The sequence below is a fragment of the Streptomyces sp. 2323.1 genome (assembly GCF_900221035.1).
GTDB classification, from domain to species: Bacteria; Actinomycetota; Actinomycetes; order Streptomycetales; family Streptomycetaceae; genus Streptomyces; species Streptomyces sioyaensis.
Map to the genome: position 1 here is coordinate 80,622 of NZ_LT907981.1, position 13,630 is coordinate 94,251.

Below are 13,630 nucleotides of genomic sequence, written 5' to 3' on the forward strand. Positions count from 1 at the left end.
GGGCTGCTCCTCCGCACGTCACATGTGGCGTCCCCGGTGCCGAATGGCGGTGGGCAGACGGGGATACATGTGGGAGGGGTGGAGCAGTGGGTCGAAGACCTCCCACTCGGCCAGCGCCAGGTCGGCGACGTGCGGGGCGGCCGCGTGAAGGGGGCAGCGCTGAGCGCGCCAGCGCAGCTGCTCTGCATAGGACAGTTGGTTGAGGTCGTAGACGGCCATCTCGGATGCCGGTAGAGCGAGTTGTCCGTAGCGGGGCGTGGTGGACATGAGTGTCCAGGTACCCGCTGGCGTGTCCGGGGTGAGGAGAGGGTGGGTACAGCGGTGGCGTAGGCGGGTCTGTGCGACGCAGCGGATCTCGTCGAGGGGGCGCTGCGCGAGATAGCGGCAGTACAGAAGTTGCACCACAGGTCGAGCGGGTCGGCACAAGGCAGGGGGTTGGGTAGGTGCCGGGTCGGTGGGTTGTGGGGTGAAGGCGCCGGTGTCGAGCAGGCGTCGAGTGCGGAGGGCGAGGTGGCGGCGCAGTTCAGCGAGCTGCGGGGTGGCGGGCTCGTTGGTGGGGTGTGCGGGGCAGAGGGTGGTGTGGGGGATGCGGCACCAGGGTGTGCCGTCGTGTGCGGGGTGGGCGATGCCGGAGCTGACGTGCCAGCGGGACGAGGTGGGGACTGCTGCTGTGGTCACCTCGTGCGGATGGAGGCTGATGGGGTGCTGGGTGGTGCGGGTGTACCAGTCGATGCGGTTGCCGCAATCACGGCAACGGCTGGGCTGAGCGGTGCGAAGGAGTCGGCTGGGGCTGTCCGCGGCCACGCGCAGAGCGCGCGGACGGTGGTGCGGGCGGGCAGGGGTGCCGTCCCATCGGCGGCCGGATGAGGCAGTGGTGGAGCACATGGCCGTGAAGGTGACAGGTGACGCGCCGGGAGCTCGGCGTCCGTGCCGTCACTGTCCCGCATCTGGGCCAATCGCTGAGAATGACCGTTCGGTTTGCGTAAGCACGTACGCATTCGGTGGCCGGATCGGGTGATCTGCCGGAGGGCGGCCGCGGCAGGTTATTCGGCGGCGCCGGCCGGGGGCTGGTGCCCCTCGCAGAGAGTGCTGAAGAGGTGGTCGACGGGGACGCCGAGGGCGTGGGCGAGGGCGTGCCACGTCTTGAGGGTGCCGATGGTGCGGCCCTGCTCGATCTCGATGAGGGTGCGTCTGGCCAGGCCACTGCGGCTGGCGAGTTCGTCGTAGGTCCATCCGCGCTCGCCCCGTAGCCGTCCCAGCTCCAGGCGCAGGGCGGTGAGGTTCGGGTCGGGCGGGAAGATCGTCACTTTCCCATCCGAAGGGGCAGACCCCTGCCCTGTCAGTGCAGACCTCTGCCCTATTTCTGCAGGTGGCGGCCACCCGAGGGAGGGCAGAGGTCTGCACTACCGTTCCGCCCGCCTCTCCCCCACCACGGCGCATAACCAAGGACCTCGACGCGGAGAGGAAGAAAGGCTTACGACCATGAAGCTGTGCGCAACCGGACGGCCAGTGCAGCGCACCTGGACAGTCGAGCTACGCCCGCAACACGGTGGCCCTGTGCTGGTCTGCCCACACTGCCCTCCGGCCAGCAGGCCACGGCCGCTGGGAACAGCGGGGGTGCGGCCCGCCGTGGTGAGCCATCTGGCCAGCCATGCCCTCCACGACACCCTGCCGGCGCATCTGCGCACCTGTCAGTGCCACGAGCGCGGCTGCCAGTGGCATCCGCGCCACCGCGGCTGCTCGGGCCCGATCGCACTGGTACTGACCTGCGAGCGCGGCGGCCGTCTTTGGCGGCTTGCTGATACCTGCACGGCATGCGCGCGGGCCACCGCACACAGCGCCACCGTGCCCGAGAACACGGTCGCGACACCCCCCAAGCTCTCCCGTCGGCAGCCGAGGCGGCGGGCCATGGGCACGGAGGCGCCAGTCCGGGTCCGTGAGATGCTCAGCTACCTCGCAGCTGCCCTTCCACAAGAAGTCGACGCTGCTGCCCGGCTGCTAGCCACCCAGTGCGCACTGCGTTCCACTGCCTCAGGTCGACTCTGGATACCGGCAGGCCTCCTGCGAGGCATGCGCATAAATCAGAATCCACACCCGTGGGAGGAGTTGGAACAGGTCGGCTGGCTCATTCGCCTGCCTGTGGACTCACCATCGGCGATGCGCTGCGGCGTCTTGGCGCAACTCCTCGACGCTGCTGTCCTTGCACAGGCTCCCGGACGGCTTGATCGTGCCCAAGCCGCCGACGGGGCTATGCGCGTGACGTCCCACCAGGCGCTTCGCGGCCTACCGCCCCCTGGGCAATTGGCAGCGTTGGCGTTGGTCGTGAACCTCGCCCCCGGCAGCACCAATGGGGTCATCGAGGCGGACCGGCTGGGGCGCGTATGCGCGCTGCCCCCCAGCTTCCTGGCCAGCACGCTCGACCGCCTGGTCACTACGGGAGCAGCGACGTCCTGGTCGTACGATATGCGCACTGAAGACATCACCTGGACGCTACGCCTTGCCCTGGCCGACAGGATTACCAAGGCAAGCTGCACCCACTCGTCTCCAGCGCTAGGCGCTGGAGAGCACTCACTGGCACACGCGACGGGTATGGACGGATAGCCGGTCAGAATGACCAGCCGGGATTGCGCTGGCGAAATCCCACTCTTCATAGCCGAGCCCATGAGCACTGGCGCTTACTTCTACCCACTTTTCGGCTCTGCCTGATACGGATCTCAAGGCAGAGATGCACTCCAGTCTGTGAGGTCCTGCACCTCATCGGAATACCCTGCCCAGACCGTAGAACGCGCAGGGCGCAAGAGCCTCATCGACTCTGCGAACGTGCCGCATCATGGATCACTCCACGCGCCCGCCGACTCCACACACCGTGCGTGGGGGACCTAATTTACGTACAGCGGGTGAATTCGGGTACATCCGTCAGCGCTCTCGGATCATCCATGGATCTCGCCTTGACGCCGGACGGGGCCTTTACTCGCGACACGGTGATGCCGTGCAGGCATGCGTTGCACCAGAGCAGAAAGTATCCGAGACGCGTCTTTGGGTCGATGATGTACCTATAATCCAGTTGCACCTTGCTGCAGTGGGGACATGGAACAGGTTCCCACTCGGCGGCGGTAACGCTGGGGATGAGAGAAATCCAATTGTCTCTTTTCTGCACTACCCGAGCCTCCCGTTGTAGTAGTTCCAGAACTGCCCCTCTGAAGCGTAAGCTGCTCTCTCCCAGGCGGCCTCCTGCGCAAGTGACGTGGCAGGCCCATAGGTGTCGATTTGCATGACGTGCTGCCGCTCGTGCCCAATCGTCTTGGTGAGGTTCTCGGCTGACGAGAAGGCGTCTGGGTAAAGAGTGATGGTTCGATTCGGTGCAGTGTGCCCGTAGAGCATCTTTCCTACAAGCTCCGCGTCACGGTTGATTTTAACCTTCACCCCGTCAAGGCCAACACCTGCTTGCTGTGCGACTTTCTTAACCGCGCGCTTTTGCATGGGTATCGGCAGTTCTTGAAACGGCCCAATGTTCTTCCCCCTCCTGGCCAGCATCCCGCCAACAGCAAGCTCACCAGTCCTGAAGAAACCAGCACCGGGCACCGGCGTAAACGTGGCCCCCAGCCCTACGCCGTCGGAGAAGGCTGACGTGTCAAGACCGACACCGCTTTCTTCCATTTCCTGGCGCATGGCATCGCCCGCACAGTCGACAGAGCCAAAGATCTGAAATACTTGACAGCCGACTGTGGCCGTGTCGACGATTCCGGTGAGGATTCCGCCCAACCAGTCCTTGTCATCCCCACGGGGGCCAGAGATCCATCTCTTGTTGCAGCTGAACCGATTGCAAGCGGAACCCCAGTGCCCGCTGGTGACACGTCCACTGCTACTGGTGTATGCCGTACCGGATGAGCCTCCGCTATAGCACCCGACAGAGCAGCCGGAGTGCCTTTCCCGCTCGGGATGATAAACAGATCCGCTACCCGGAACTCCGTTAGTGCAGTGCTGCATGACACCGGTCATGCAGTCTGCGTTACCGAGTCCCGTTGGGTCGGAGTTAGTGGTCGGATTGTTCGAACTGTAGCTGTATCCGTTGAGGGTTTGAGGCTTTTCGGCCTCAAGTAGGGGGTCAACGCTGAGGAAGGCACCGGTGTCGGGGTCGTACTCACGGGCTCCGATGTGGGTGAGGCCTGTACTGGCGTCGGAAGGCGCCCCGAGGAAACTCTTGTCATCGGGCCAGGCCGTGGGTGCGGTCCCGCGGGGTGCTCCAAACGGGGTGGTGTAGCGCTTGGTGTAGCTGTAGGTGCCGGCGTCGATGGCCAGGATTGAAGTGCCGTGGTGATCAGCGGCAAGGAAAGTCAGCTTTGTGCTCGCTCCACTGGAGGCAGTGCGCACCGCGATGTTCCGGCCAGCTGCGGTGTAGTAGCGGAGGCCTGAGAGCGTGCCCCTGGTTGTAAGACGTATTTCGGTGTCACCGAAGTAGAGGATGCTCACGCCGTCTGTGGCGGCTCGGCGGATGAGGAGTTCTCCGTTGGCGTCGTATAGGTAGTCGGTGGTGGAGGGGGTGCCTGTGGCGGCAGGTTCCGTTGTGGTTGAGAGCTTGCCTTCGCTGTTCCACTGAAGGGTTTGATTGGCCTTGGTGCCGGGGCGCTGGATGGTGTTACCAGTTTTGTCGTACGCGTACGTCTGGGTTTTGCCGTTGGTTTCGGTGCTTGCCAGGGGGTGGGGCTGCTTGTTGGGTGTGCCGTATGTGTAGGTGGTGGTGGTGTCTCCTGACGTGGTGTGCTGCACCTGTTGCTTACGTTGACCTGCGGAGTTGTAGGTGTAGCTGGTCCAGTACGGTGCGGCACCAGTGAGGTTGGTGCTCGTGCGTCCGCCAGCGCTGCAGTCGTCGGCTTTCGGGGTCCAGGCCTCGCTGAGGCGGCGGTATCCGTCGTAGGCGAAGCACTGGTTGTCGTTCTTCCCCGTGCCTCCGAGGTTTGTGGCGTCGGAGATGGACGTGACGTTGCCGGCGTCGTCCTGGCGGAAAGCCAGGTCCTGGAGCCTGTATGGGTGTGTGTCGTCGGTGACGTAGGAGCGGATCAGTCGGCGGGTGCCCGGTTCATAGTCGTAGCCGATGTAGGCGTTCTTGGCTGAGGTGCCGGCGTTGGTGCCCAGGGTGAGGCGACGTAGGTCGCCTGCGGGTGCATAGTCTGCACCTTGCAGGTAGCCGGTGGTGCCCTTGGCTGTGAGTTGCTGACCTGTGGCGTTGTAGGTGTAGGAGACGGTTTCGGCAGGCAGGCCAGCTATTGCAGGCTGGGATGCCTGGCTGATTGTTCCGTCGAGGCGGTAACCGGTGGTGGTGGACAGGTTCTTGGGGAGTCCTGCCTTTACGAGTGGATCGCCCTCCGGTAGGGAGAGCTGTTGCTCGGTGGGTTGGTAGAGGCTGTCATAGTGGGTGACTTTTTGGGTGTACGCCTTCCCGCCAGCGCCGCCCTCGTAGCGGATGGACGCGTCAGGCTGGCCCTTGGCGAGGGTGTCGAACGTCCAAGCGGTGAGCTTATTGGCGTCGGTCTTGGAGCCTTGCCATGTGCCGGTCTTTCGGCCGAGTTCGTCGTAGGCGTGGACCAGGGTTCTATTCTCGGCGTCGGTAACGGTGGTCACCTGGTCAAGGTCGTCGTATGTCGTGCTGGTCGTGCCCTTGTCCGGGTCGGATGTGGTGGTTTGACGACCAAACAGGTCGTAGGTGTGAGACCAGGTCGGCTTAGCGGTGTCGGTCTCTGCGATGGGGCCGGTGACTGTTCTGGGCTGTCCGCCCAGGGTGTAGGTGTAGTTGGTAGCGACGTAGTCGGTGCCGGTGGGCGTGGGCCCGCCGTAGTCCAGGCGTTGGGTGGTCTGCCCGCGGGCGTCAGTGACGGTGGTGACGGCTTGGCCGCCGGTGGGCGCAGTGGTCGAGGTGGTGTCGCCGGTGTAGTTGGTTTGCGTGGTCCAGCGGGCTGTGCCGAAGTTGCGGGTGACGGCCTTGATCGGGCGTTCGGCGCCGTCGTACGTGGTGTCGGTCTGGGTGGGTGCCTGGCTGCCCTCGGTCTGGACCGCGGTTCCAGACGGGTCATTCTTCTCGTCCCAGATGTCCGACTGTGAGCTGGAGGCGAATCCGCGGGAGTCGTACAGGGTGAGTGCGATGAGACGTCCGCCGGTCGGTGACGGGGTTTGGACTTGGCGGATGCGCAGGAGGGAGTCGTAGATCTCGTAGGTGGTGTTGTAGCCGTTTCCGTCGCCACGCAGAGTTCCGGTGGAGACCCAGGGCAGGTCGTTGCTGGCGAGGTGGTAGACGTAGACGTAGTTGGGGGTCTTCTGCGCGAGGCGGGAGCGGTTGGGGAGCCAGACCTTGGTGACACGGCCGAGAGAGTCGTATTCGGTTTCGGTGATCCGGCCGTTGGGATCGGTCGCTTTGAGTGGAGAGCCAGTGGCCGGGTCAAGCGTGGTGGTGGTCTCGTATCCCTTGGCATCGCCGGTGACTTGGGACAGTAGAGGTCCGTTGGTCGCTGGTGTGTAGGTCGTGGTGGTCTTGGTGTGGTCCCGGGCGTCCTTGACGAGGGTAGGGCGGCCGAGGGCGTCGTGGTCCGTGGTGGCGGTCTTCTGCCAGGTGGGGACGTTGGCGGTGTCGTAGCCCTTGGCGCGGCCGGTCCACTGGGCGTCACCCTTGGTGGGTTTCTGGTTGGCGGACCAGGTGGTGGTGTCGTAGGCGGTGGCGGTGTCGGATATGACGTCGCCTGGTCTGCTGCTGTCTGCGGGCAGGTCGAGGTCTGTGTCTGGTGTGGTGCAGGGCTTAGAGGTGGTGCGCGTGCGGGAGACCAGGGAGGTTAGGCCGTCATCGTTGCGCGCGTACCAGGTGCGGGTACAGGTTTCGTCACCGTTTTCGGCGTCGTCGCCGCGGTCTTCGACGGTCTGGGGCATGCCCAGGTCGTCGTAGGTGGTGATGGTGGTGCGGATCCGGTCGGTGGGGGTGATGCCACTGGTGATCGCGGTGCGGGCGTGGGTGGCGCCAGTGCGGGTGAAGTAGGCCTCGGTGTCGGCGTAGGACTTGTGTTGGGTGGCGGTGCGCTTGGACCAGGGGTCGTTGACGGTGCCGGATGTGTAGGCGGCGTTGTTGTAAGTCGCTGTTTCACGGGTGAAGCCAGCGTATTGCTCACTGTCGGTGATGTCGGTGGCTTTGATGCCGGTGACGGTAGCGGTGCGGCGCTTGTCGGGGTCGAGGGTCTTGCCGTCGGTGGCAAGGAGGCGGTCGCCGTTCATGCCACGCATGTAGACGGTGGTGGTCTTGGACTGGGTGCCGGAGGGGTCGCCGGTGAGGTGGGTGACCTTTTCGTAGCCGCGCCAGAGGGACCAGGTGCGTTCTTTGGCGGGGGTGAGGGGGTCGTCGTTGTAGTGCCAGGCACCGCCGCCTGAGTAGGTGTAGGTGTGCTGGACGGCGACGGACCCGCCATGGGGGTCGGTGGTGGAGACGGCGGTGACGGGGTACTTCTGGAACCAGTCCAGTTGAGGGTCGGCGGAGCCTCCGTTGGGTTTCCAGTAGACGGGGTAGCAGCGTCGGGTGTTCTGGTCGACCTTGGGCATGGTCTGGCCGGCGACGCAGTCGGCTTCGGCGTAGCTGACGATGGTCTGTGCGCCGGCTTCGGACGTGACGGTTTTCAGGCGCGGCTTTTCGAGGGAGAGGATGTTGTCGCTGGCGCCGTCAACGCGGTTGGGCCTGAATTCGTGGTCGAACCGGACTGGGGCGAGGGCGATGTCGGTGCCGCGCTTGCCAGTGTGCTTGATCTCGTCCAGCCATAGGGACTGATCGGAGGAGTCGCCGGTGTCGCCGGGATCGAGGTATTGCTGTTTGAGGTTCCAGGCGTCGATCGGCGCGTAGGCGGGCGTGGTGGCGGTGGTGTCCCAGGCATAAGTGGTGAGGCTGGTGAGGCGCTTGCGGGTGAAGAAGGTGGGGGCGACGTTGCCGGTGCATTTGTCGTCGTCTTTGCAGACGGCGTCGAAGGGTACGTCGGGCCAGTTGTCGCGGGTGTCCTTGGTCAGGGAGTCACAGCCGTCTCCCGCGGCGGTGCAGCGCTCGGTGTAGTTAAGGATGACCTTGTTGGAGGCGGCGGGGGTGGCGGAGAACAGGGAGCCAGCGCGCTGGCCGTAGCGGATTTCTTTAAGGTAGCCGCCGCGGGTGTAGGGGGTGCCGGTGTTGTCGTCGCCGAGCTTGTCGTAGTTGTTGGTTTCGGCCTGGTACCAGTAGGTCATGGCGTTGCTGTGGGTGTCCTGGACGAGGTCCAGGTTCCAGCGCCAGGCCTGTTTCTTGTCGCGTTTGGCGAACGTGGTGCCGTTGTCGTAGCCGGGCTCGTCCTTGTCGTCGCCGAAGACGGGGGCGGTCCATACCGAGTCGGTGCGGTCGTCAGCTCCGGCTCCTGGGAGCTTGTTCAGACCGAAGGTGTAGGTGGTGCCGTCTCCTGTGGTGACTGTCCAGTATTCGCCGTTGTCGTCACCGTTGTCGGCGCCTGTGTGGTGGGTGACGAGGGAGGCGTCATCGTTCTTCAGGTGCCAGTGGCCGGTGCTGTCGTCTTTGACGAGTTCGGTGGCCTTGCCGTTCAACACGAGGGAGGCGTTGTCGTACTTCCAGCACTGGTCGAACTTTTCGTCCTGGCCGTCGTCGTCGCAGGAGCCGTATTTGCGCTCGACGTAGGAGGAAGTGAGGTCGAAGCCTTCCCCGATCGTGGTGCCCTGGTTGTTCGTGCTGGCAGTGCGGCCGTCGACACTGCCGGAGTCGTAGGAAATGTTCAGGTCCGGAGTTGGTCCGGCTGCGGCCGGTGGAGTGCGCAGGGGATAGGACCAGGTGAAGGAGCCGGAGGAACCGCCGGCTTCCCAGGTGGAGGAGGCTGCGAGCGGGGTGGCTTTGTAGTCGCCCGCCCCGGATTTGGTACCGGCGGCCAGAGCGAGCACCATCTCCTGGCCGCCGGTGCCTGGCTTGAATGTCAGGGGGGCGGTGATCTGCTGGCGGGCGCGCTGGTTAGTGAAGCGCTGCGGGCTCAGATGGCGGCATGCTGCCTTATCTGGCGTGGTCAGTGCACAGGTCGGCAGGCTCATCAGGCGCAGTCGGCCGGCGTAGTCACCGCCGTAGGCGGAGGCGAAGGCCGCGTAGTTGATGTTGATCTCGGTGCTTCCCCCGCGGGCTGGCCCCGTGGCGGTGAGAACCACGCCCTTGAGGCCCAGGGTGCGTGAGGTGTCCTGCCCCAGGACTGCGACCTCGATCGTGGTGGCGCCGCGGGTGGTGCGTCCGGTGGGTTTGGTCAGGGTGATGGGAAGGTCACCGGGCTTGGCTTTGGCGTGAGCGGCCGTGGTGGTGAGGCGGGCCGTTCCAGTGGTTGGCCAGGTAGTGGTGCGTTGTTGGTCGGTGTGAGCGCGCTGTCGGTCGGCGATGTCGGCGGCCTCTGCCTTGCGTAACTGGGCGGCGGTGCGGGGATCAGCTTTGGTGGTGAGGCGTTTGACGTCGGCTGCGCGTGGTGCGGTGAGTTTGGGGCGGCCCAGTGGGTCAGGGTCTGCGGCGAAGGCGACGGGCGAGATCAGGCCTGGCAGGAGGGTGAAGCTCAGTGTGACGGCGATGCGCTGCGTCCAGCGGCGACCTCTGGAGGGCGCGGAACGTGGCAGGTCGGTGGTGTACATGTGGGTTCTCCTTGCACCCGCTGTTGCGGGCGCCAGTCATCAGCCCGGTGGTACAAACCGGGGCAGCGTGAGGTAGTTGGAGAGAGCTGCGTGTTGCGGCGGCACTCAGTGACGGCTGCGCGGCTGCCGCCACCGACTGCTGTTGCTCCGCTCAGGCGTCGTCGGGGGCTGCCAGCACCTGGGAGCGGACCTGATCTGCGGTCATTGCGCCAGTCCATACGCGCAGTTCGGCCAAGGCCCCGGGGAGGTAGTGACTGGTGGTCCCGGCCAGGGGGGCGTTGCCTGCGGTGAGGTCTCCGCTGCCTTGTTGGGGGGTAGCAAAGCCCGCTTCGCCTTCGGGCTGCTGTTGGAACTGGCCGATGTACAGATGGGTCATGCCCAGCTGCTGTTGGCCGTCGTCGTCGGTGAAAGTCTCGGCGGCGTCGAAGACTCCGGTGAGGTCCACCCAGCTGTTGAGTTCCTTGGGGCTGATGGGCTCTTGTGCGGTGACCAGGCCGGTGTCGGTTACCTTGCCGGTGGCGTCGACGGCGGTGCGGCCGAACTTCCACAGATAGGTGTCGGCTGCTGGCTTCTCCACCCACAGAGCCCAGGAGGATTCCTTGCCTGCCGGTGTGGCTTGGGAGAAGACCGCGGCGCGGTAGCCGACGGGCTGTTTGGCAAGGCCGGCTGAGTCCAGGCGGACGCGGGTAGAGACTGTGAAGGACCCTGTCTCGTCAACGACGGGCCCTGTGGCGGATGCGTAGCCGGTAGAGCCATTGAGAACCAGGGACTGGTCCTGACCGTCCTCGTCCTTGAGGGATGCGCCCGTTGCGGAGAGCTTCAGCGGGCCACGGCTGTAGGGGAAGCCGGTGCTACTGGGGTCATCAGGGTCTTCGGGGCTTTCGCGGAGGCTTGTGCCCTGGGAGATGGCGGCGTCCCAGTGCCCAACGAGTTCATTGGCGGGTACGCCGTCCTGCTCGAGGGCAGCTTCCTGGTGCAGTTCGTCGGCATTCAGCGGGCGCTGCCACAGGGCAACTTCGTCGATGCGGCCGCGCCAGTTCTCTCCGTAGGTGTCGGCGACCTTGCTGCGGCCGAACTGCAGTCCTTCGGAGGCCGTCCATGGCTTGTAGGTGCTGACGGTACTTGCGGTGATGGGCTGGCCCTGGGGCCGTCCGTTGACGAAGAGCTGGATGGTGTCGTTCTTCGGATCGGCGTCGTGCTGGGTGTCGAAGACGCCGGCCAGGTGGGTCCAGACTCGCGGTGTTGGGTTGGGACTGTCGGCCAGGGAGCGGATGTAGGAGGCGGTCTTGCTGTCCTGGTCGGTGCGGTTGAACACCCACTTGCGGGTCGTGGCGGAGTAGTAGAGCGTGAAGGCCGAGGCGTGTTCGCCCGGTTCGGTGAGCGCCACGTGGTTCGCTGTGGTGTCGGTGAGGTAGACCCAGGCGGAGACGGTGAAAGAGTCGCCGGTGTTGAGGGCTGGTGTGCTGGTGGCAGCGTAGCCGTGTTGCTTGTTCGGGTCGGCGCTGTCCATCCACAGGGAGTAGTCGTGGGCGCCTCGTCGAGCGAGCGTGGACCAACCGGTACCGGTGGTGTAGAGGGTCGCGTGGTGGCGGGCCCCTACGGTGGCTCTGTCGGCTGCGGTGGTGGTGGTCGAGCCGGGATGGGCGTCGTCGAAGTGCCAGCGGCCGGTGTTGCCTTCGGCGGGCGAGGCCTTGAAGACGTATTCGCTGGGCGGTCCGTAACGGACGCGGCCGTCGGCATCGAGGTCGGTGGCTTCGACGGAAAGGACCTGGGTGCCGGGCAGCGACGGGGTGACATCCTTGACGGCGGAGGTGGCTCCGCTGACGGTCTTTGCGCCCTTCTTCGACGTGGTCAGCAGGCGGTAGCGGTAGCCCTTGATGCCGGATTCGCCACTGTGGGGCTTGAAGGTGAAGGCGCCGGCGATGCCGGGGCCGCCCTTGGGTTCGCACAGGTTGGTGGTGCATTCGGTATACGGGCCGGTGCTGGTGATCTGTGGCGCCTTGGGGGCGCTGGTGTCGATCTTCAGGTAGCACCAGGAGGAGTAGGCGGAGAACAGGTCACCGGACTTGGATCCGTAGTACCAGTGGGACTGGGTACGGGACTTGAAGCGGTAGAGGCCGCCGTCAGCGCGCTGTCCGGTGACGGCCTTTTCCAGGGTGCCGTCAGGGTCCCAGCCCTTATCGGGCTTGTAGTCGCTCCAGACCTTGTCCCATGAGCTGCCGTTCTTGCGTTCCATCCAGAACTCGGCCTGCAGCGAGCCCTTCTCTTCGCCGCCCTTGGGCTGCACCTTCGTTTGGACGCGTGCCTGGACGGTGGGGGCGGCGGTGGTGACGGTCAGCGGGTCGGAGGAGGAGGTGCGACAGTAGGCGGTGGTGCCCGTTCCGGGGATGACGCCGACGGAGGTCGGCAGGCCCGGCCGGGGCACGTAGTTGACCTTGAGCTCGGCGTTGTCGTCGAAGCGCTTCCACGCCCGCGGTTCGCTCTCGTCCGTTGCGCGCAGCATCAGCGTCAGGCGGTGGATCTTGCCGTCGGCGAAAGAGCGGACCGTGGAGGCGAGGTTCTCGTCGCTCTCCTGGGGATTGTCGTTGAACTCCACCCAGGTGTCCGGCTGCGCAGGCGAGCAGTTCTTGTCGCGTCCGGCGGAGATGTAGCGGTCACCCATGTGGTCGAGCGTCTTGGGCCCGGGCCAGCGAGTGCCTTCGGAGATGTTGTCGGTGCGCTTGAGGTCGACCCAGTACGGGGTGCAGTTGAACGACCAGGTCTCGTGGGCCCGGAAGGTGGCGTCGATGACGTACTTGCCGCTGAGCTTGGTCGGGGCAAACTCGAAGTACATGCGGTCGGTGTAGCCGGAGCCGCAGTAGTAGCCGTCGGCGTTGCCGCACCTGCCGACGCCCATGGGCTTGTCGAACTGCCAGAACTTGTCGCCGTCGGAGGAGAGCTTGGTGCGCTCGGACACCCCGAGGCCGACAGGCGGGTCGATGTAGACGGGGTAGACGGTGTCCTTGCCACGCAGCAGGTCCAGATCCGGTGCGACGGAGACAGCGCCCCCGGTGACGGTGACGGGCAGCTCGGCGCTGGCGGCCCCATCCCCCGGGTGCGTGGGGTCGCCCCCTTCGTTCCCTGGCTGCTCGGCGGCCGTTGGCTGTGAGGCTTTCGTGCCTCGCTGTTTGGCAGCTTTGGACGTGAATGCGGGAGGCAGTGTGTCGCCTGCGGAGTCCCACATCTGGCCAGCTGGTCCGGTGAAGACCGCGTTGCCGTCGGCATCGACGGCGCGCAGCCCGCCGCCGGCTCCGGGGATGACGCTCAGGCCCTGGGCGGAGGCGGTGAGTTTGATGTTTTCCAGCTCGGGGCTGTGCGCTGCTTCGGCTGTCTTGACGACGAGAACCTCGCGGTATCCCTCGGCGGTTGCCGTGAGCTGTAGGTCGACGCCCTTGAGGACGTTGGCATACGTGGCGGTTGCTCCGTTCAGCGCTGGGGTGGGCAGCGTGCCCGGCCAGCCGAACTTCATGGACTGCTCGTCCTTGCCTAACTGCAGCATGCCCGCCCCGGGGCCGCCGCCGGAGAAGTCCAGGTTCACCACGGCGCTCTTCGGTCCTACAGTGCCGTCGGTGCGACGCTCCAGTGTGGTGTCGATTTCCTGCCACGAACCGTCAGGTGCCTTGGCGCGCTGGGGTGTCGTGGACTGCGTCAGCGTGAACGTGCCGTCAGGGTTGGCGACCGTCTGCGAGTAGGCGGTGCGCTCTGACGTCACCTCTACTGACTCGCCGGTCGCCGCGGCTCGCTGCAGTGCGGAACGCGGCATAGCCGGGATCTTGCCGGCCGCGGTGGCTTGCGGTGGCGCGAGAGTGAGCACCGGGAGCGCTGTCAGTAGCGCCATGGTTGTGACGCCGGCTATGCCGCGTCGGGTCGTGCTTCTTCGTGCACCGTGAATCCGGTGCCCCCACCCCAAACTCACAGTCCCCACCCTGAGTTCATG

At 65.4% G+C, this 13,630-nt stretch carries 4 protein-coding genes; all 4 read right to left on the reverse strand.

Annotated features, from left to right (window positions below; genetic code table 11):
* Positions 1-18 precede the first annotated feature (18 nt).
* Positions 19-885 (reverse strand): DUF6083 domain-containing protein, encoded by an 867-nt coding sequence (locus CPH93_RS00335; protein WP_096211541.1) that lies wholly within the window; start codon positions 883-885, stop codon positions 19-21.
* 158 nt (positions 886-1,043) lie between these two features.
* Positions 1,044-1,307, reverse strand: coding sequence for a helix-turn-helix transcriptional regulator (locus CPH93_RS00340; RefSeq protein ID WP_096211542.1), 264 nt, complete (start codon positions 1,305-1,307; stop codon positions 1,044-1,046).
* A 1,849-nt stretch (positions 1,308-3,156) separates the two neighbouring features.
* Entirely contained in the window at positions 3,157-9,654 is a 6,498-nt protein-coding gene (locus CPH93_RS00345; protein ID WP_096211543.1) for an RHS repeat-associated core domain-containing protein, read from the reverse strand.
* Positions 9,655-9,805: 151 nt separating this feature from the next.
* Positions 9,806-13,456, reverse strand: coding sequence for a LamG domain-containing protein (locus CPH93_RS00350; protein ID WP_096211544.1), 3,651 nt, complete (start codon positions 13,454-13,456; stop codon positions 9,806-9,808).
* Positions 13,457-13,630 lie beyond the last annotated feature (174 nt).